Origin of the sequence: Megasphaera sp. ASD88, assembly GCF_002287425.1 — a bacterium.
Lineage (GTDB): Bacteria > Bacillota > Negativicutes > Veillonellales > Megasphaeraceae > Megasphaera > Megasphaera stantonii.
The window spans coordinates 186,386-206,081 of sequence record NZ_NQXW01000002.1 but is presented as its reverse complement, the minus strand read 5'-3'; the positions used below and the strand labels follow the sequence as shown (position 1 = coordinate 206,081).

Annotated in this window: 21 protein-coding genes; 8 read left to right on the top strand and 13 right to left on the bottom strand. The window is 54.8% G+C overall.

Annotated elements, in window-relative coordinates; genetic code table 11:
- The first annotated feature begins 187 nt into the window (after nt 1-187).
- Complete coding sequence (locus tag CJ260_RS02805) at nt 188-721, top strand: TIGR00730 family Rossman fold protein (RefSeq protein WP_095629091.1); 534 nt, start codon at nt 188-190, stop codon at nt 719-721.
- Here the strand turns inward: CJ260_RS02805 and CJ260_RS02800 are convergent.
- The 5 genes from CJ260_RS02800 to CJ260_RS02780 all read right to left on the bottom strand — a co-directional run bounded on the left by CJ260_RS02800 (nt 718) and on the right by CJ260_RS02780 (nt 3,233).
- Nucleotides 718-1,428 (bottom strand): sulfite exporter TauE/SafE family protein, encoded by a 711-nt coding sequence (locus CJ260_RS02800; protein ID WP_233127877.1) that lies wholly within the window; start codon nt 1,426-1,428, stop codon nt 718-720. The two genes, CJ260_RS02805 and CJ260_RS02800, sit on opposite strands and share 4 nt — an antisense overlap.
- A gap of 140 nt (nt 1,429-1,568) precedes the next feature.
- On the bottom strand, nt 1,569-1,799 hold the full coding sequence (gene rpsR, locus CJ260_RS02795) for a 30S ribosomal protein S18 (RefSeq protein WP_087477212.1): 231 nt from the start codon (nt 1,797-1,799) through the stop codon (nt 1,569-1,571).
- Between the two features lie 43 nt (nt 1,800-1,842).
- Nucleotides 1,843-2,283 carry a single-stranded DNA-binding protein gene (locus CJ260_RS02790; RefSeq protein ID WP_095629089.1) on the bottom strand — a complete coding sequence of 147 codons (441 nt, stop codon included), beginning with the start codon at nt 2,281-2,283 and terminating at the stop codon, nt 1,843-1,845.
- Between the two features lie 16 nt (nt 2,284-2,299).
- Entirely contained in the window at nt 2,300-2,584 is a 285-nt protein-coding gene (rpsF, locus tag CJ260_RS02785; RefSeq protein ID WP_087477210.1) for a 30S ribosomal protein S6, read from the bottom strand.
- A gap of 112 nt (nt 2,585-2,696) precedes the next feature.
- Entirely contained in the window at nt 2,697-3,233 is a 537-nt protein-coding gene (locus CJ260_RS02780) for a flavodoxin family protein (protein WP_095629088.1), read from the bottom strand.
- A gap of 205 nt (nt 3,234-3,438) precedes the next feature.
- On the opposite strand from CJ260_RS02780, the gene CJ260_RS02775 reads away from it, so the two are divergent.
- Nucleotides 3,439-4,308: a DMT family transporter gene (locus tag CJ260_RS02775; RefSeq protein ID WP_095629087.1), complete on the top strand. Its 870-nt coding sequence runs from the start codon at nt 3,439-3,441 to the stop codon at nt 4,306-4,308.
- Nucleotides 4,309-4,436: 128 nt separating this feature from the next.
- Here the strand turns inward: CJ260_RS02775 and CJ260_RS02770 are convergent, their stop codons facing one another.
- From CJ260_RS02770 to CJ260_RS02755, 4 genes are all read right to left on the bottom strand, one after another.
- A complete protein-coding gene (locus tag CJ260_RS02770; RefSeq protein ID WP_198947378.1) occupies nt 4,437-5,909 on the bottom strand; it encodes an ATP-binding protein in 1,473 nt (490 codons plus the stop codon).
- A 273-nt stretch (nt 5,910-6,182) separates the two neighbouring features.
- Nucleotides 6,183-6,980, bottom strand: a complete 798-nt coding sequence (locus CJ260_RS02765) for an MBL fold metallo-hydrolase (RefSeq protein ID WP_095629085.1) — start codon at nt 6,978-6,980, stop codon at nt 6,183-6,185.
- A complete protein-coding gene (locus CJ260_RS02760) occupies nt 6,898-8,877 on the bottom strand; it encodes a heavy metal translocating P-type ATPase (protein WP_095629084.1) in 1,980 nt (659 codons plus the stop codon). Before CJ260_RS02760 ends, CJ260_RS02765 begins: the two co-directional genes overlap by 83 nt.
- A gap of 53 nt (nt 8,878-8,930) precedes the next feature.
- Nucleotides 8,931-9,149: a cation transporter gene (locus CJ260_RS02755; protein WP_095629083.1), complete on the bottom strand. Its 219-nt coding sequence runs from the start codon at nt 9,147-9,149 to the stop codon at nt 8,931-8,933.
- Between the two features lie 241 nt (nt 9,150-9,390).
- Between CJ260_RS02755 and CJ260_RS02750 the strand changes: the two genes are divergently transcribed.
- Together CJ260_RS02750 and CJ260_RS02745 are read left to right on the top strand one after the other, a co-directional pair.
- The gene (locus tag CJ260_RS02750; RefSeq protein ID WP_087477203.1) at nt 9,391-9,774 is read left to right on the top strand and encodes a helix-turn-helix transcriptional regulator; all 384 of its coding nucleotides are present in this window, start codon (nt 9,391-9,393) and stop codon (nt 9,772-9,774) included.
- Nucleotides 9,767-10,753, top strand: coding sequence for an AraC family transcriptional regulator (locus tag CJ260_RS02745; RefSeq protein ID WP_095629082.1), 987 nt, complete (start codon nt 9,767-9,769; stop codon nt 10,751-10,753). Before CJ260_RS02750 ends, CJ260_RS02745 begins: the two co-directional genes overlap by 8 nt.
- Before the next feature lie 90 nt (nt 10,754-10,843).
- Here the strand turns inward: CJ260_RS02745 and nagZ are convergent, their stop codons facing one another.
- The 4 genes from nagZ to CJ260_RS02725 form a co-directional block, all read right to left on the bottom strand.
- The gene (gene nagZ, locus CJ260_RS02740; protein WP_232818729.1) at nt 10,844-11,866 is read right to left on the bottom strand and encodes a beta-N-acetylhexosaminidase; all 1,023 of its coding nucleotides are present in this window, start codon (nt 11,864-11,866) and stop codon (nt 10,844-10,846) included.
- A 109-nt stretch (nt 11,867-11,975) separates the two neighbouring features.
- Nucleotides 11,976-13,130 (bottom strand): N-acetylglucosamine-6-phosphate deacetylase, encoded by a 1,155-nt coding sequence (gene nagA / locus CJ260_RS02735; RefSeq protein ID WP_087477200.1) that lies wholly within the window; start codon nt 13,128-13,130, stop codon nt 11,976-11,978.
- Between the two features lie 418 nt (nt 13,131-13,548).
- Entirely contained in the window at nt 13,549-13,839 is a 291-nt protein-coding gene (locus CJ260_RS02730) for a hypothetical protein (RefSeq protein ID WP_087477199.1), read from the bottom strand.
- A gap of 33 nt (nt 13,840-13,872) precedes the next feature.
- Complete coding sequence (locus tag CJ260_RS02725; protein ID WP_095629080.1) at nt 13,873-15,048, bottom strand: DNA polymerase IV; 1,176 nt, start codon at nt 15,046-15,048, stop codon at nt 13,873-13,875.
- A 239-nt stretch (nt 15,049-15,287) separates the two neighbouring features.
- On the opposite strand from CJ260_RS02725, the gene CJ260_RS02720 reads away from it, so the two are divergent.
- The 4 genes from CJ260_RS02720 to phnD all read left to right on the top strand — a co-directional run bounded on the left by CJ260_RS02720 (nt 15,288) and on the right by phnD (nt 19,694).
- Nucleotides 15,288-16,223, top strand: a complete 936-nt coding sequence (locus CJ260_RS02720; RefSeq protein WP_095629079.1) for a LysR family transcriptional regulator — start codon at nt 15,288-15,290, stop codon at nt 16,221-16,223.
- On the top strand, nt 16,223-17,008 hold the full coding sequence (locus CJ260_RS02715; RefSeq protein ID WP_095629078.1) for a hypothetical protein: 786 nt from the start codon (nt 16,223-16,225) through the stop codon (nt 17,006-17,008). The genes CJ260_RS02720 and CJ260_RS02715 overlap by 1 nt, the downstream gene beginning before the upstream one ends.
- Nucleotides 17,009-17,216: 208 nt before the next feature.
- Entirely contained in the window at nt 17,217-18,566 is a 1,350-nt protein-coding gene (locus CJ260_RS02710; protein WP_095629077.1) for an MFS transporter, read from the top strand.
- A gap of 189 nt (nt 18,567-18,755) precedes the next feature.
- Nucleotides 18,756-19,694, top strand: coding sequence for a phosphate/phosphite/phosphonate ABC transporter substrate-binding protein (gene phnD / locus CJ260_RS02705; protein WP_095629076.1), 939 nt, complete (start codon nt 18,756-18,758; stop codon nt 19,692-19,694).
- Nucleotides 19,695-19,696: the final 2 nt, after the last annotated feature.

Genomic DNA, 19,696 nt, shown 5'->3' with positions numbered 1-19,696 from the left:
CTTGCAACATCACATTATACGCCTGCCCTTCCCGGAATACAACGAAAATCGCAGAAAAACGGCGGCCCTTTCCAATGACCCGACAAAAATATTACATATATTTCGCCAAGGGATTACAAGAACGGCAAGCCGCCGAAGGCATATTGCTGTATAATAAAAAGAAAGACAAAGACAGGAGGTCATATTCGTGAATATTACCGTCTACTGCGGCGCCAGCGCCGGCAGCGAACCGATTTATGAACAAAAGGCGTCGGAATTGGGCCAATGGCTGGCCGCCCATGGCATTACGCTGGTCTACGGCGGCGGCCGGACCGGCCTGATGGGAAAGCTGGCGAACGCCGTCTTAGCCAACGGCGGCAAGGCTATCGGCGTCATCCCGGAGTTTCTCAAGACAGCCGAAGAGGTCCACACGGGCCTGAACCAGCTCATTACGGTAGACACGATGAGCCAGCGCAAGGACACCATGCTCCAGATGGGGGATGCCTTCATCGCCCTGCCTGGCGGGGCCGGCACGCTGGAGGAAATCGCCGAAGCCATCTCGGCAGCCCGCCTGGGACGCCACGCCAAGCCCTGCATACTGTACAACATCCATGGCTGCTACGACCACTTAGAGAAATTATTCGACCACATGGTAAGAGCCGGCTTTCTCAATCAAGCCGGCCGCGAAAAGGCGAATTTCGTTACGTCCATTGAAGGCATCGAAAAAATCCTCCGCCGCTAAAGGACGAGCATAGCTCCCGACAGGATCAGCAGGGCGTAGGACAGCTTCATGAACAAGGCCTGGTTGATGCGCCGGTGAATCGCCGTGCCGACGTAAATGGCCGCTGCCAGGGGCACGACGCTGACCGCCGTCAGAAAGACGACATCGCCGGCATATACGCCGCTGAAAAAATCCTTTCCCATGAGCAGGCCGTTGAGGATGACCCACACGGCAGCCAGGGTGCTGCGGAACACCTCCTTGTCCCGGAACGTCGCCGCCGCGTACACGACGAGGAGGGCCCCGCCGGACACGAACATGCCGTGGACGACGCCGGCGCCCAATAGGACGGCCCAAGCCTCTTTCCGCGAGAAGGAAGGGGCTTTTTTCGCGTACAGATTCCGCGCCCCGACGGCCATGACGAAGGCTCCGTACACGGGAATCAGATAGGTCAATGGGCAGACGGCGTACGCATACATTCCGACGCCCATGCCAAGCAGCATCGCCGCGATGATTTTCAGCAGCTCCCGGACGTCGACGTACCGCAGGGACTGCACGGCGATAATGCTGCACGACAGCACGGCCATGATATTTAAGATAGCCTTGGCCTTATCCGGCCCGATGAGCAGAATCGACGCCGGCATCGCCAGGAGCGTCCCGGCAAAGCCCGTAATCCCCTGAATGACGTTGGCTCCAAACAGGACGAGCAAAAACAGCATTTCTTCCAGCATCGACACGAGCGGCGCCTCCTTCTCTCTTTCGCAGGTATGATTCCAATTATACCACATTTCGCCCTTGCATCTGCCGCAAAACAGGCGCAAAAAAACTGTCCTGCAAGACGATCTTACAGGACAGTTCATGTCATGGTGTATTATTCTGCCGTGTACGGAAGCAGAGCGATAGCTCTTGCCCGTTTGATTGCAACAGTCAGTTTGCGCTGATGTTTTGCGCAAACGCCGGAAATGCGGCGCGGCAGGATTTTGCCACGTTCTGTTGTGAAACGGCGAAGTTTTGCAATATCTTTGTAGTCGATCTGTTCAGCATGATCTACGCAGAAGCTGCAAACTTTTCTTCTCGGTTTTCTCGAGCGTTCTCTTCTCATCTATGTATCCTCCTTCAAAAATTAAGAAGGGCTTTGTTTGACTTTAGAATGGGATTTCTTCGTCAACAGCATCGGAACCCATGCTGCCGAAACCTGCGCCAGGAGCGGCCGGTCTGGACTGTACGGGAGCGGCCTGATGAACAGGCATCTGCTGGTGATCGCTTCCCAAGGCCTGGGCAACGAGATCGCAAACGACTTCGGTGCGGTACCGTTTCTGACCGTCCGGCGTTTCATAGGAACGCACGGAAATACGGCCCTGAACGAACACGCGGCTGCCTTTTGCTAAGTTGTTGCCGCAGCTTTCCGCCAAATTACCCCAAGCAACACAAGGAATAAAATCAGTTAATTCTCTCTGTTCCGTGCTGCCCATCGGCACGTACGTGCGAGTGCAGGCGACGGTAAACATGGCTACGGCTCTGCCCGTCTTCGTAAAACGGATTTCCGGGTCACGGGCCAAATTGCCTAATAACTGTACTGAATTCATACCTTCGCGCCTCCGGTTATTCGTCGATCTTGACGATCAAGTGTTTCAGGACTTCGTCGCGGATTTTCAAAACGCGGTCGATTTCTTTGATCGTAGCAGGATCTGCTTCAAAGTTGATCAACACATAGTAGCCGTCGGCCTGTTTCTTGACCGGGTAAGCTAAATGGCGTTTGCCCCAGCGATCTACCTTTTCGATATTGCAGCTGTTTTTCGTAAGCAAATTGGACACGAATTCAACGATCGGATCTACTTCTGCTTCTTCAAGCGGCTTTGCAATAAATATGACTTCGTACTTGTTCACGAAATCACCTCCTCTTTTGGACATATGACCCTTCCCGCAGAAGGGTTAGGAGCTTGACACGATTCAAGCTTTTTAATTATATCACCAAAAAACGGCGATTTCAACTCTTTTTTTAGATTTCTTTTCCCATTTCGTAGGCCTGCTGCAGCGACGGATGGCCTTCGATATCGCCGCCGTCGTTGACGCCGCCGGCAAAGACCGTACCGGCCAGCCGTGCCTTTTCAAAGCAGTCGATCCAGCCCTGTATGCCGCGGATAGGCCCGTCCATCGTCGTCGCCTCGTCTTCAGCCGCCGAAGCCAGCAGATAAATGTCCCGGAACCGGTAGTCCGACGGGAACAGGCAGTTGGCCCGATCCAGCAGGGTCTTGAGCTGTCCTGCCAAGCCGTAATAGTATACAGGCGTAGCAAAGGCGATAACGTCGGCCTCTTTCATCGCTTCGGCAATGGGCGCGGCGTCGTCGGCAATGACGCAGTCCTGCCGTTCCTGACAGGCCAGGCAGCCCCGGCAGAAGGCGATGTTCTTTCCTTTCAGGCTGACGCAGGTCACGTCGCAGCCGCCGTCCTTCGCCCCGCGGGCAAAGGCCTCGGCCAGGGCGTCGGAATTGCTGTGAGCCCGCAGGCTCGAAGTAATTATCAGTACGCGTTTCATCGTATATTCTCCCTTTCTATAGTGCGCCTGCTGCGGCGCTCTCGGTTTCATGTCTTCCATTATAAAAAGAAAAGCCCCGACAGGCAAATACTTTGGACACATGTCTCGCCCTACCTTTTAAGCATGGCAAAAACTTGTTATAATACAGTAATTAGTCAAGACGCCATCGCCGCGTCTTCAGCCACATTAATACAGAGGTGTTTTCATGAACCTGTCCCGTACGCCGCGGCTTAAAATGCTCGCCGCAGACCTTGCCCTTCTCCTCGTCGCCGTCATCTGGGGCGGCGGCTTTATCGCATCGAAAGAAGCCTTGTCCTCCCTGTCGGCCTTCGGCGTCATGAGTTCCCGCTTCCTCCTGTCCGCCGCCGTCATGTTCCTGCTCTTCCATAAGCAGATACTCCGCGGCACGGGGCGCGAAATACGATACGGCGTCATTATCGGCGCCATTCAGTTCATCGCCTTCATCTTCCAGCTCAACGGCCTGGCCCTGACGACAGTAGAGCGCCATTCCTTCCTCGTCACGTCCTACGCCATTTTCGTCCCCTTTCTGTCCGCCGCCCTGGCCCACAATCCCCTGCGCCGCCGCGACGTCGGCTGCGCCCTGCTGGCCGTAACCGGCCTGGCTCTGCTGTGCCTGAAGCCGGGAAATCTGACGCCTACCTTGGGCGACGTCCTGTCCCTCATGGCGGCCATCTGCTTTTCCATTCAAATCGTATATGTCGGCAACTTCGTCAAGGGGGCTGACATGTTTTCCATGACCTTCTTTCAGCTATTGACGCCGGGGCTGCTGGCCCTGCCCTTTTCCGGCCTGCCCGACGCACTGATCTGCGCCGACGAAAACGCCCTGATCGGCATCGCTTACCTCGTCCTGCTCAATACGGTCTTCGCCTTCTCGGCCCAAAACATCGCCCAGCAGCACACGAGCGATGCCCACGCCTCCCTCATCATTTCCATGGAAGCCGTCTTCGGCTTTCTCCTGGCCGTCTGGTTCTACAACCACGGCGTCAGCCTCCAGGAATGCCTGGGCAGCGTCCTCATGGTCGCCGCCATCGTACTGTCCAATACGAAGAAATGACAAAACGCCCTGTATCAGTCATACTGCTGACACGGGGCGTTTTCTCGTTATAAAGCCGGGGCGTTGTGCGTATAGTCTAAAATGTAAACGGCATCGCCGGCTTCTTCATTTCGAATCGGGAACATTCATCATTTTTCTGGCTGAACGAGCTGCCAATAGCCCTTCCTATGGGACCCAACCCGTATAATCCGGCCTTTTGCCTGCAAATTGCGGATATGATATTTAATTTTTCCCGGCTTCCATGACAGTATCCCAGCCATTTCCTTCTGCGTACAACTTGGATTTTGCTGCAATATTTGCCAAATAGCCGCTTCATTGTCTGTTAGTATAGGGTTGCTTTCAGTCTTTTGGTCAGTCTTTTGGTCAGTCTTTTGGTCAGTCTTTTGGTCAGTCTTTTGGTCAGTCTTTTGGTCAGTCTTTTGGTCAGTCTTCGCCTTGGTACACCTATATAAATTAACTCGCATATCTCCGTCTAAGTCTATAATTTCCAATTCTGGAAGCCCATACTCTTGGCACTCATGCATAATTCTAGGAATACCACTTCCCCATTGCTCAATGATATTCATGTAAGCAAAAGCGCTTGCTAAAGCTCTATTTCTAATCTTCGAAAAGCCTTCTTTCATTTTTGCCACGGTCACGCCGCGCATCAAACCACCAGGAGATGTAATCTCCAGTCGATTGGCAAATAAGGCAATTTGTATGGGAGCTGGTTCTAAATAACTTCGATGTACTACTGCATTCGCAATTAATTCTCTTAGACTATCTGGCGGCAATTCATACACATCTTCTCGATAGATGCCGTGAAATCGGGCACCCATATTTATTTTTTCCAGCACATATTGCAGCGCCTTTTCTATTTGCTCCTGTACTGTCCCGGTTATTTCCCTGCGATCTACAAATATAGCTCTGTTTTCCGTTTTAAAGACGGCGCATTGGATAAGCGGCGGCAAACCGTTCGTATTCGTCAGCATGGAATATGCATTCGTCGGCAGCACCATATGCTGCCGTTCCGCTAATACGCCCCAAGACAACAGCGTATTCTTTGTAACTCTTTTTACAGCCTGTCTTTGTTCTGCCGTTTTAGCATTTTTTAACGCAATCTCATACAACTGCCGGCATAATGCATCAATTTCATAGTCGGCAACCATTCCATGCCAAACAGGTTCCTGATCAAAAAATTTATTACTGCCTTCTAAAATTAGCTCTTGCAGTATAACTTGATCGGCAGGACGAGTCGTTCCAGCAGTCCTGATATAGGTACCGTTAATCATTCCTTTGCTTTTAATAAAATATGGCCGTTCCATTCCCGACATTATCTCCATGATAATAATTTGCTTTTCATCTATTTCTCTAACCATTATATTAGGTATAATCATGGGTTCACAACTATCCGTTACGGCATTCGTCAACGCATCCATCGTTTGAAATAAGGTCTCGGCAGGTACACCAATAACCTTTTCGGTATTATCCTCAACGCCAAAGATAATTTGTCCGCCGTCACCATTAGCAAACGCTACAACAGATTTCATGTATTTTAAACTATCTTTCGGAACTTCCCGCTTATATTCTATGTACCGAGACTCGCCAAAAAACATAGCCATTTCACTCAAAACAATCGCCTCCTCTCATTCTTTTGCTATGGCAAACAAAATTCTATTCATTTATATTATACCATCAAAACATGGCAGGCATAACAACTATCTGCTTATCGCCAATCGTATCGCCAGCTTATATTCTCGCCAGAAGTTCCGACATGTCTTTTTCACTGCAAATGCACAATATCCGACAGCGCATAGCAAAGGCGGGGCAGATTCCCACTGCATCATGGAATCTGCCCCGCCGCGTTTATATATTAAAGAGGGGATATGAATATGTCAATCGAAGACGTACGTTTCGCCGTCGTCGGGGATATATACGTTGTCTAAGCCCTTAGCCTCCAAGACCAGGCGCAGGGAATACCTCGTCAAAGCCGCGTGGGCTACTGTGTCCATATGGCTGGCAATAATCCAGGCGTCGGGGCAAACCCGGCGAATCAGCTCAATGTCGTCGGCATTCATGATGAGGCGGCCGTTCTTTTTGAGGTACGCCGCGCAGGCGTTGACGACGATGACGGCGGGCCTATAGGTCCGAAGAGCCTGCTCTACGGCGTCAAACCAGACCGTGTCGCCGACGAGGTATACCGTCGGTTCGCCTTCGGCTTCCAAGACGACGCCGCACGACGGGCCGCAGGGCTCGATGGTGCCGTGCCGACCTTCGATCTTCGTCAACTTAACGCCCTGTACCGTCGTCCCTTGTTCCGATAGCAGGCGAACATCGGCAAACCCGGATGCCTTCATGACAGCGGCGTCGCCTTCATTCTGCACCCATATAGGCATATCATGGCAGAGCGGTTCGCCGCAGGTTCCGTCGGGGCCCATATCGATATGGTCCGGGTGCACGTGCGTCACGATATAGGCGTCGACGCCTTTTAATACTTCGTTGGCCGCCATGGGCAATCCGCACATAGGCATGGGAATATCGAGCTGTTCGTCCAGCATTGGGGAAAAGTCAGGATTATTGATCTGGCGAAACGAGCCCATAGCACCGGTATCAGCCAGCCACGGATCGACGAGGAACGTCGTTCCCCCGTACTCCAGCTTGGTCGTCGCATTGCGAATCTGTTGAAATTTCATAGTCTGTTCCTCCTAGGTTGTGTACGAATAACGCCCGGATGGCGTTGAGGACGGCAAGGATCATGACGCCGACGTCGGCGAAGATGGCCAGCCACATGTTGGCCAGGCCCACAGCTCCCAAGGCAAGGCAGAGGAGCTTGACGCCGATGGCAAAGACGATGTTTTGGTATACGATGCCCAGGCATTTGCGGGAAATGCGGATAGCCTTGGCGATTTTCAGCGGGTCGTCGTCCATGAGGACTACGTCGGCCGCCTCGATGGCCGCGTCGGAGCCCATGGCCCCCATGGCGATGCCGATATCAGCCCGGCGCAGGACCGGCGCGTCGTTGATGCCGTCGCCGACAAAGGCCAGCTTTTCCTTCTTCCCTTTCCGGCTCAGCAGCTCTTCTACCTTTGTCACCTTATCGGCCGGCAGGAGCTGGCTGAATACTTCGTCGATGCCTAAGAACGAGGCAACCTGTGCGGCCACAGCCTTGGCGTCGCCCGTCAGCATGACGGTCTTGCGAACGCCGGCGTCCTTCAAGGCCGCGATGGCTCGGCGGGACGTGGGCTTTACGACATCGGAAATGACGATATGGCCGGCATAGACCCCGTCGACGGCCATGTGGATAATCGTGCCGGCCTGATGGCAGGGAATGGCTTTGACGCCGAGCTTGGCCATGAGCTTGTCGTTGCCGGCGGCGACCTGCCGGCCGTCTACCATGGCTATGACGCCGTGGCCGCTGATTTCCTGAATATCCGTCGCGCGGCTTCTGTCGATCGGCTTGCCGTAAGCCTTTTGGAGGCTCTTGCTGATAGGATGGGACGAAGCGCTTTCAGCCAGGGCCGCCAGCTCGATGAGTTCGGCCTCATCCATGCCGCTGTGGTGAATGCCGTTGACTTCAAAGACGCCCTGGGTCAAGGTGCCCGTCTTATCAAAGACGACGATGTTCGTCTGGGACAGGGTTTCCAAATAGTTGGAGCCCTTGACGAGAACGCCTTCCTTGCTGGCCCCGCCGATACCGGCGAAGAAGCTCAGGGGAATGCTGATGACCAGCGCGCAGGGGCAGCTGATGACCAGGAAGGTCAGAGCCCGGTAAATCCACGTGCCCCATTCAGGCGCAAGGCCCATGGCGGCCATGCGGACGACAGGCGGCGCAATAGCCAGGACGAGGGCGCTGATGCAGACCGCCGGCGTATAGACGCGGGCGAACTTGGAAATGAAGTCTTCCGACTTGGACTTGCGGGAGCTGGCGTTTTCGACCAAATCCAAAATCTTCGATACTGTCGATTCGCCGAAGTCCTTCGTCGTCCGAATGCGCAGGACGCCGGTCATGTTGATGCAGCCGCTGATGATTTCGTCTCCTGGTGCGACGTCTCTCGGCAGGCTTTCGCCGGTCAGGGCGCTCGTATTCAAATTCGACATCCCTTCTGTGACAACGCCGTCGATGGGTACCTTTTCGCCGGGCTGGACGACGATGATGCTGCCGATTTCCACTTCGTCAGGATCGACCTGTTCCAGCTGGCCGTCTCTTTCTATATTGGCGTAATCGGGGCGGATATCCATAAGCTCGCTGATGTTGCGGCGGCTCTTGCCGACGGCGTAGCTCTGGAAGAGTTCGCCGATCTGATAAAAGAGCATGACGGCGACGGCTTCCGTATAGTCGCCGCTGCCGCTATATACAGCCAGCACGATGGCTCCGACCGTCGCTACGGCCATGAGGAAGTTTTCGTCGAAGACCTGACGGTTCTTGATGCCCTTCAGAGCCTTCCATAAAATATCATAGCCGACGAGCAGGTACGGCACGGTATACGCCACGAACCGGGCCGCTCCGTCGACAGGCGCAAAGGCCAAGGCCACCATGAGTATGGCCGCGGCGACGATGCGCAGGAGCATTTTTTTCTGTTTCTTATTCATAGTATGTCACCTCGTAAAGCAAACGCCGCCTTATCCCAGGCGGCTTCTGTGCATCAGATGAAAACTTCGCAGTCGTCTTCGACCTTTTTGCAGTTCTTGCGGACTTCCTCCATGACGGCCTTTACGTCGGCCCCTTCTTCGAATTCGACGATCATCTTCAAGGTCATGAAGTTTACCGTCGCCGCCGCGACACCTGCCGTATGGCGGGCCGCATCTTCCATCTTATTGGCGCAGTTCGCGCAGTCTACGTCGATTTTATAGGTCTTTTTCATGTGTAAGCTCTCCTCTCGTTGTATAGGTGTTTACGATTAAATAATTGTTTAATCGTTTTCTTGACTACATCATACCATAGAGGCGGCGAAAGTCAACGCGGCGCAGCCAGTCCGTTCCGTTTGGGCAAAAACCATTTCCAATCGGGCAAAATCGTCCGGCGTCGCCGCTTCCGCAACCTATCTTCCCGTTTTCTTCGGCAGCCCCCTATGATACAATAAGGGCGAAAGGAGACCCGATTCTATGGAACCGATTACGTTGCCGCACCATCACGGCCAGTCTATCGAGCATCTGGAGCACATGCCGGCCGTACAGGATTTTGAAACCGTATCGAATATATTTAAATTATTGGGCGACGCCAGCCGCCTGCGCATTTTCTGGCTGCTGTGCCACTGCGAAGAATGCGTCATCAATATTTCCGCCCTCGTCGGCATGAGCAGCCCCGCCGTATCCCATCACTTAAAGCTGCTGAAGGCCGGCGGCCTCATTACCAGCCGCCGCGACGGCAAAGAAGTATACTATCAGGCCGTACGAACCCGGCAAGCCGAAGCACTGCACGCCATGACGGAGCAACTCGTCGACATCGCCTGCCCGATGCCGGACAAGGAAGGTGATTCCTATGAATGACCGCCGGGCTCAGTTAGAAGACGCGCTGCGCTCTATTCCGGACGGCGTCTGCTCCATTCAGATACTGGAAACGGGCCTGCCGCCTATCCGCAGCGTGACCGTCCGCACAGAGGGCAAGGGATGCATGACGGCGGCGACGATATTTCCCGGCATCGAGCTGTCCTATTGGCAAATCCTCGCGCCGACCGTATCGTTCCGCCATGAAGCGCTGCACGACGCCATCGAAGTCACCTTCTGCCGCAGCGGCCGGGCCGGCTGGAACCTGACGAAGGGCTTCGTCTCTTACGTCGGCGCGGGAGCGACGGCAGCTCACATGATGGACTGCTGCGCCGATTCGGCCATGTCCCTGCCTTTAGGCTATTTTGAAGGGGCGGGACTGGCCGTCGATTTCCGCGCTCTGAATGGCACGCCGGCCGACATCATCGCCAGCGCCGGCACGACGGCGGAGAAACTCATCGAAAAATACGGTGCGGCGCCCGTCGTTTTCCCGCCGAATCAGGAGCTGGAACGTCTCTTTTCCTCCCTGTACGACACGCCGGAGCCCTTCCGCCCGGCGGCCTGCAAGATCGCCGCCCTGGAGCTGCTCCTGTATCTCGTCCGCGCCGACATCGACGCTCCCGCGGCCCAGCAAAGCTGCGACGCCCAGCTGGCGTCGGTCGTACAGGACATCCACGCCCTCATGACGGCGAATTTGGACAAGCGGTACACCATCGACGAATTAGCCAAGACGTATTTCATCAACACGTCGTCCCTGAAAACGACCTTCAAAGCCGTCTACGGCCAGCCCATCGCCGCCTACATGCGATCCTACCGAATCCGCCGGGCTATGGAGCTCCTGCAGCAGACGGACGACTCCATCGCCGCGATTGCCGCCGCCGTAGGCTACGAAACGCAGGGAAAATTCACCAAGGCCTTCAAGGAAGCGACGCAGCTTCTTCCCCGCGACTACAGAAAAACATACCGAAAGGCTCCTCGCTGAAGCCGTTTCGGAAACAAAGAAGACCATGCCTCGTTCGGCCGTTACGAACCGACGCTGCATGGTCTTTTACTATATTCTACAGAACACAGTTTACAAATAATTCATTTTCAATTTTGTTTCTACAATATGCATTACTTTTTCATCAACCATTTGGCGAAATTCCGGATTTGCCTTATATTCCCTTACTATGCCGTCATGTGTCTCTTGTTCATGACCGTAATCATGACAAACCAGCACCATATCGGCACCAGCTTTCAAGGCCATGACACCCATGTCGGAAAAGGCATAATGCTTGGCCATGGCGCCCATTTCCATATCGTCCGATACGATAAGGCCCTTGTAGCCATATGTCTCCCGCAACAAATCCGTCATAACCGTCTGCGATACGCATGCCGGATATTCCGCATCCAAAGAGGGAAAGGTAACATTCGACACCATAATGAGCATGGCATCAGCAGGTATTTGCCGTATAATCACTGCAAAGGGCTTCAGATCCTGCTGCATCAGCTCGTCTTTAGAAGCCGCAACGCTGTCTCCGTCTATATGCGGATCTGTCTGAACCTTGCCGATTCCGGGAAAGTGTTTAATAGCACACCAAATACCCGCCTCTGCATAGCCTTGACAAGCCTGTACTGCATATGCCGATACCATTTCCGGATCGCTGCCGTATGAGCGCTCTGCCGAAGAACCTAAATCGACAACGGGCGCAAAATTGACGTTAATCCCCATAGACTTCAATTCACGTCCTGTATCGGCAGCCCATTGTCTGGCTTTCCCAGGGCTGCCGCCGCGGCCGATTTCTTCCTGACTGGGAACAGGAAGAAACTGATCCCGCATGCGCAGTACCTGTCCGCCTTCTTGGTCAACAGCAATAAATGGCGCTATGCCGCATTGCCTTTCAATCGTTTGTTTCACTTCGCCGGACAAAGCCCGGACTTGCGCCGGCGACTGCATATTGCGGTCAAACAAAATGACGTTGCCGGCCCGGCAGATTGCCAGCTGCCGCAGGTCTTCAGGCTGCAGCTTCTCATTCATTAAACCGACCATCATCACCTGTCCGGCCTTATCTTCCGGCGACATGGCCGCAACGATGCGCGCAGCTCGTTCTTCCACTGTTTCGCTGCCAGATACATTTGCCTTTGTTTCCGGGGCCGGCTGACAGGCCGTAAGCAGCGCTGCTGCTACGAGAAAACCGACCCCGATTGTGATCCATCGATTTAACCTATTTTGCCAATTCATCATACACAAGCTCGCCGGCGATGACCGTCTGCTTCACGTGGAAATCGTTGCTGTCCAATACGACAACGTCGGCCTGCTTTCCTTCTTCCAGCGAGCCCAGGCGGTCGTACAGGCCCAAGTCCTTTGCCGGATTAGCTGAAGCCATGGCCACGACGTCGGGCAGGGACGCGCCGCTGTTGATGAGGAAGTTGAGCACGACCTGATTCATGACGGCTGTGCTTCCGGCCAGCGTACCGTCGGCCAGACGGGCCTGTCCGTCCTTGACGTATACGGCCTGGCCTCCCAATTCCGATTCGCCGTCGCCCTGCAGGCAGGCACGCATCGAATCGGTTATGAGAATAATGCCGTCGCGGCCTTTCAGCTGATAGGCCAGCTTCTGCGCCGCCGGATGAACATGCAGGTTGTCGCAGATCAACTCGCAGTGTACCTTCGGCGACAGCAGGGCCGCGCCGACGAGGCCGGGCTGCCGATGGTGGAAGGGAGCCATGGCGTTGTACAGGTGCGTCGCATGGCACAGTCCGCCGGCGTCGACGATTTCCATGACCTCTTCATACGTCGCCGCGCTGTGTCCCAGCGACACGAGAATCTGATGGTCCCGGCAATCCTTCAAAAAGTCTTTGTTCTTCAATACTTCCGGCGCTACGGTGACGATCTTCACGACGTCAGCATAGGGCGCAATCCAGGAAAAATCGGGAGCCGCGAGGTGCCCCGCCGCCTGGGCCCCCTTATAGGCTTCGCTCACGAAGGGTCCTTCCAGATGGGCGCCGAGAACCTGAGCGCCGCCCTGCTTGCCCATGGCCTGGCGAATGCGTTCCAGCGCCCCGGCCATCGCTTCCTTCGACTGGGTCATAGTCGTCGCCACAAAGGACGTGACGCCCGTAGCCGGCAGGGCCTTCCGCATCGTTTCCAAGGCCTGCCCGTCTTCGTCCATCACGTCGGCGCCGGCGCAGCCGTGGATGTGCTCGTTAATAAAGCCCGGCACGACAAAGCCGCCGTTGGCGTCAATCAATTCCGTGCACATGCCGGCGCGGAACTGGTGCCGCGGTACGATTTTCCATATGTCCTTTTCATACATCAGAATATGTCCCGTTACGATTTCATTAGACAATACGAGTAATCCGTCAATAATCGCTTTCATTTGTCTACTCCACTCCTACATATCAAATTCACTGCACACATTGTGGATAACTGGAAAATTTCACAGCCGGGAAACTCCCATACAGCCCGTATTTACCTGATTTTTTCCCTTTTCTTCAGATGTCCACAGGCTGTGCGTAAAAATTATCCACAATTCATCGTCAGTTATGCACATTGTAAACAAGTCTTTACATATCCCCAAGAACGGCGTAATCATGCGGTTTTTATGTTAACGCAAACGCTTGTTTTCATAGCCTGGCGTCCAGTTATACACATTTTGCCCGCTTCATCCGCCAAGTTATGCACCGCCGCGGACGGCGTATTTTCGCCGTTTGCAAAAAACATCCACATTCTAGCCACACCGCAGGGCACAGAATGTGGATATCTTGTGGACATGTCGTTTTCCCTCTCGTTTCGCCTTACCCTTCGACAGGGCGGCTCCAGTCGACGTGGACACCCAGAGCCAGCCAGATATAGCACAAGGCTAATTTCAGCGACTCTACGTCGTCCGTCGGCACGACGCTGACCGTTTCGTAGTACGATAAATCCGTAAAACGGTGCAGGGGCCGTTCCGTCGTCAAGTACTCCCGGACCTTGGCATTGATGTCTTCGTCGTTCAGATGGACGCCCAGCTCCTTCGTTTCCGTATCGTATTCGATGTATCCGTTGTTGTTGTCTCCCGTATGGGCTGCTACTTTAAAAATCGCCATGATATACACTCCTCGTTTATAGTATATGGTGCTTTAGTCTTTTTCATGAGACATTTCCCATAAAAATCCCTTCATGATAGCCTGGCGGCCAAACCGCTTCTGCAGCTTGTCGATGGCCTCGGCTACCTTGGCCTTCGTTTCCGAATCGTCGGAAAATAAATCGCACTGTACCTGCAGGGGCTGCAGCTGGCTGACGGACAATCCCAGCAGCCGGATAGGCTCTGCACCGCTACATTTATTGTACAGCCGCTTGGCCGAGAAATACAGCTGCTCTTCCGAGCAGGTCCCCATGCCGTCGATCGTCAGGGACCGCGTAATGGTGCGGAACGAGGCGAAGCGCACTTTGATCGTAATCGTCCGCCCCATCAGATGATTCTGCCGCAGCCGCCACGACACCTCGTTGGCCAGCAGGCGGAACTGCTCGTCCACTTCGTCGTCGCTGACCAAATCGTGGGCGTAGGTATGCTCGTTGCCGACAGATTGGGGACGGCGACTGACCTCCAGGGGCCGGTTGTCCTTGCCTAACGCCAGGTCGTGCAGCCGATGAGCCTGATTGCCGACAATGGGCATCAGCGCCTCCGGGCCGGCATCGGCAACGTCGCCGATGGTATGAAATCCAGCCCGCCGCAGGGCCTGCTCCGTCACCTTGCCGACGCCCCACAGGCGGCTCACCGGCAGGGGCGCCAGGATGGCCCGTTCCTCGCCGTAGGGAATCCACATCAGTCCATCGGGCTTTTTCAAATCCGACGCCAGCTTGGCCAAAAACTTATTCGGCCCGATGCCGGCCGAGGCGACGAGGCCCGTCGTCCGCCGGATATCCTGCTTGACCGCCTTGGCGATGTCGACGATGTTCGGATATTTCAGTCCCATGCCCGACACATCCAGAAAAGCTTCATCCAGCGCCAGGGGCTCTACGAAGGGCGAGTAATGGGACAGGATGAGCCGAATCTGGTGGGAAATACGCCGGTAATGGGACATGCGCACCGGCAGGAACACGCCGTTCGGGCACAGCCTGCGGGCCAGCTTCATGCTCATAGCCGAATGCACGCCGAACTGCCGCGCCTCGTACGACGCCGTCGCGACGACGCCGCGCCCCGTCAGTCCGCCGACGATGACCGGCATCCCCTGCAGGGCCGGATTGTCCCGCTGCTCGATAGACGCGTAAAACGCATCCATATCGACGTGCATGATCCAACGTACCGTCGTCATAGGCTCCTCCTTTTCGTCTCGTCTCTGTAAGTATTATACATCCTTTTGTCTCAGTAAAACAGAATCGTATCCATATTAAATTTTCCCACAAAAACCTGCGCCTGTCCACAGCCTGCGCTTAAAATCTCAGCATATCCCGCCGAAGTGATGAAATTCGGAAGGAATCGAAGGCAATTGTATTCTATTCTCTTTTGAAATATGGTACTATTAAGGATATTAATGCGAGGTGATATATAACTATGGATTTATTCCAGCTGACCTACTTCGTCGAAGTAGCCCAAAAAAAAAGCTTTACCAAAGCGTCCAAAGCGCTTCATATCAGTCAGCCTTCCATCAGCAAAGGCATCAAGGCGCTGGAAGAACATTGGAACATACGCCTCTTTGACCGCAAGGGAAAAAACGTCGAGCTGACGGAAATGGGCGCGTATCTCCTTCCCCGCATCGAAGGCATTTTAAACGACTTCACGGCCCTGAAGGAAGAAATGGAATCTCCGCAGCTGCTGAACGCCGGAAAACTGACCGTCGGCGTCCCGCCGATGATCGCGTCGTCTCTCATTTCGCCGTTTATCGGCCATTTCATCACGTCCTATCCGCAAATCGAGCTGGAGCTGACAGAGGTCGGCTCACTGGACATCGTCTCGGCCATCGACGACGGCCTCGTGCAGGTCGGCTTCGTCGCCTTGCCGATTACGACGGAAATGCCCTACGATTTCTTCATCTTCCACCGGGAACCGCTGGAAATCGTCATGCCTCCCGACCACCGGCTGGCGAAGGCCCGCGAGCTGACCCTCGACGACATCAAAGACGAGCCCCTCGTATACTATGCGCCGTCCTTTGCCCTCAATCCATACATACACTCGTTCTACCAGAACATCATGGCCCATCCCAAGATCATCTGCCAGAGCAACAACTGGGATTTGCAGATAGAAATGGTCATCGCCCGCATGGGCATCGCCCTGCTGCCGCGGAGCATCTGCCAACGCATCCCTTCCGGCAAAGCCGTCCATATCCCCCTCGTCGACCCGTCGATCTACTGGACCCTGGCCTTGATATGGAAGAGCAAGGGCTTCCTGTCTCATCCGGCCCGCACGTGGGTCCAATCCTTTAAAGACTATTTCAAAGACGTAAAAATTACTATCGACGACGAATCTCGCCATAAGGAGCATGATATCTAATGGCCCAGTCCTTATCGAAAGACGATATATCGGAAATATTTTCACGCCAGCAGGCTAACGGCCTGTTCAGCGCCTTAGCCGTGGAAACGGCCTGCCTGAACCGCATGGAACGGCTGAACCGGAGGCGCCTCGACCCATCCCTGCGGCCGGCGGAACGAAGCGCGGCCCGCCGGCGCCTCATCGACCTGGAAGGCAAGCTCGTCCGCTACATACGGGAAGAAACGCCGCTGAGCTACTTTGACGCCGACTTCCGCGACGAAGCGGAACGATACGTCATGATGCGCGAGATCTTCCTCAAGGCCGTGTCCTTCACCTTCAAGCGCCACCGCTTGGCCTTCCTGCTGGATTTGCTCCGGCTGTACGGCGATGACCCGTGCAGCCTCTTTCCCGAACGGGAATTCCTCAGGGAAAAGTGGGAGCACATCCTCCTCTACGATTACCTGCTCCTGGATATGGGCCTGAAAAACACGGAAGACATCGGCCGCGAAGCCGTGTCCAACGGCTATCACGAATGCGACTATACCCTGGAAATCGAAGACGTATGGAAGCAGCCCATGAAATCGGTGCCGCGGACCAATTTCCGCTACGTCGTCCAAAGCCTGCCCTGCAGCGTGGCGGCCCGCAGCACAGCCCGGTACATCCAGTCCCACGGCAAAGATATGAAGAAAACCCGCTGGACCGTCGATGCCAAGGCCATCGAACAGGCCATGACAACGGAGCTTCCCGGTCTTACCAAAGAAGAAGTGACATCCATCGAAACGACCTGTTATCGTTTCCGTCAATAAAATTCATATTTCATCAAATGAACGCAATCTGCGGCGATAAAGGGATACGCTTATTCCGTTTATCGCCGCGGCCTTTTCTTTGTCAGAAAAATTCCTACAACAAAATCAGACTTTTTCCGATACCGCATGGTTACTATGTTTTATTATAATAAATTCAACAAATAAGAACGACCAAACACAGGCAGTATGAAGAAAGGAGTTTTTCTGTATGTTGAATTTATTGTGGCAGTTCTTCAAAACCGGTCCGGATATCGCGCAGATCGCCGATTCGGAAGTCGTCAAGCGGAAGTTCAACAGCGTCCGCTGGCGCGTATTCGCCTCCATCACCATTGGCTATGCCTTTTACTACATCATCCGCCAGAGCTATTCGGTCATCAAAAAGCCGCTCCTGGCGTCGGGCATCGTCACGCCGACGGAAATCGGTATTATCGGTTCTATCTTCTTCGTCACGTACGGCTTAGGGAAATTTACCAACAGCTTCCTCGCCGACCGAATGAACAACAAGCGTTTCTTCTCCTTCGGTCTTTTCATTTCATCTCTTACGATGGTCGGCATGGGCCTGGTAAACTCCTTCGTCCCCTTAGCCGTATTATGGGGCCTCAACGGCTGGTTCCAGTCCTACGGCGCAGGCCCGTCCATCGTCGCCCTGAACCAGTGGTTCAGCAACAAGCAGCGCGGCACCTTGTACGGCGTATGGTTTACGAGCCATAACCTCGGTTCTTCCTTCGCCTATTTCGCCATCGCCGCCATCGTATCGGCCTACAACTGGTCCATGGGCTTCGTCGCCGCCGGTATCATTTCCCTGATCGGCACGATCTTCATTTACTTCGGCATGAGCGACCGTCCTGAAACGATGGGTCTTCCCAACGGCGCCGTCTACTACGGCGAAAAGACGCAGGAACAGGTCGACGCGGAAAAGAAAAAATCCGTCAGCTCCCAGCAGTGGAACGCCGTCGTCAAAAACCCGGCCGTCTGGATTCTCGGCTTGTCTTCCCTTTGCGTATACATCGCCCGCTACGCCGTCGAAAGCTGGGGCGTCATCTATCTCACGACGGAAAAGGGCTACGACATCATGGGCGCAGCCGGCGTCATGGCCTACATGCAGGTTGCCGGTATCTTCGGCGCTCTCCTGTGCGGCCTCATTTCCGACAAGTTCTTCAACCACAAGCGCAATAAACCGGCCCTGCTGTACGGCATCTTGTACTCCCTGTCCATCGCCGGCTTCGTCTGGGCTCCCCATTCCTTTACAGTCGACATGCTCTGCATGACCTTCTACGGATTTACGATGGGCGCTCTGGTCTGCTACATGGGCGGCCTCATGGCTGTCGACATCGTGCCGAAGCGCGTTACCGGCGCGGCTATGGGCATGATCGGCCTCCTGAGCTATGCCGGCGCGGCCATTCAGGAATTCGTCACAGGCAAGCTCATGACCATCACCGTCGTTGGCGGCGAAAAGGTATACGACTTCGGCTACGCTACGGAATTCTGGGTAGGCGCAGCTGTCGCCTCGACGCTCCTGGCTCTCCTCGTTTGGAACGCCAAACCGCAGGAAGATTAATCCCCCTTGCTTTCTCTCTTTCATATACATCTCAAAACTCTTCTAGGGAACTGCTCCGGCAGTTAGAAAAAGAAGCGAAGACATGGTTCTTTGCTTCTTTTTTTATACGGCGCCGTCAGTTTCTCTCTCTGTCATTTCATGATATGATACATATAAAGACTACGTATCATTCTGTGAAGGAGCTATGCTATGAAACGGAGCAAAACCTGGCTTCGCCTGCTCGCTGCGGCGGCGGCAGCCGTCCTGATGTGCTGCGCCGGCTGCGACCGGCCGGCGGGAAACATCGACTTTACCCAGACTCAGCCGCAGACGGCCCCGGCGGCGACGGCGTCGTCCGTCCAGCCCCTGCGCATCGCCTTCGCCTCGGTCATGTCGCCTAAGGAAACGCGCCAGTCGTACCAGCAGTTTGTCAACCACATTTCCCAGGAGCGGCAGAAGCCGGCAGTCCTCCTGCAGAAGCGCACCTATGAGGAATTGAACAAGCTCATGGACAACGGCGGCGCCGACATCGCCTTTTTCTCCACCGGGGCCTACTCGGCCTACCGGGGCAAAACGCCGATCGAGCTGCTGGCCATGACCCAGACCAACGGGTCCGTACTGTACCAGACCTATCTCATCGCCGCCTCGGACAGCGACATTACCGACTTCAGCCAGCTGCAGGGCCGGGTCTTCGCCTTTACGGATCCCCTCAGCTATTCGGGCCGGCAGGCCATCGACTTTCTTCTGCTGGACATGAATACGTCGGCTTCGGCCTATTTCAAATCGACCTTTTACACCTATAACCACGATAAATCCATTTGGGCCGTCGCCAACCACCTGGCCGACGCGGCCAGCGTCGACAGCCAGATTTACGACTTCGTAAACCGGCGGAATCCCCAGCTGTGCGAAAAGGTCCGGGTCTTCGCCGTCCTGCCGGCAGCTCCGACAGGGCCCGTCGTGATGCGCAGCGATTTGCCCGATGCCGAAAAGGCCGAGCTGCGCCGCATCTTCTACAGCATGGACCAGGACCCGGCGCTGCACGAGGCCATGCAGCGCACCCTCATCGACAAGTTCGTGCCGCCTGAGCCGGAATTGTACGCCGCCCTCCGCCATAAATACAGTATCCGCAACAACGTACCTGGAGAATAACC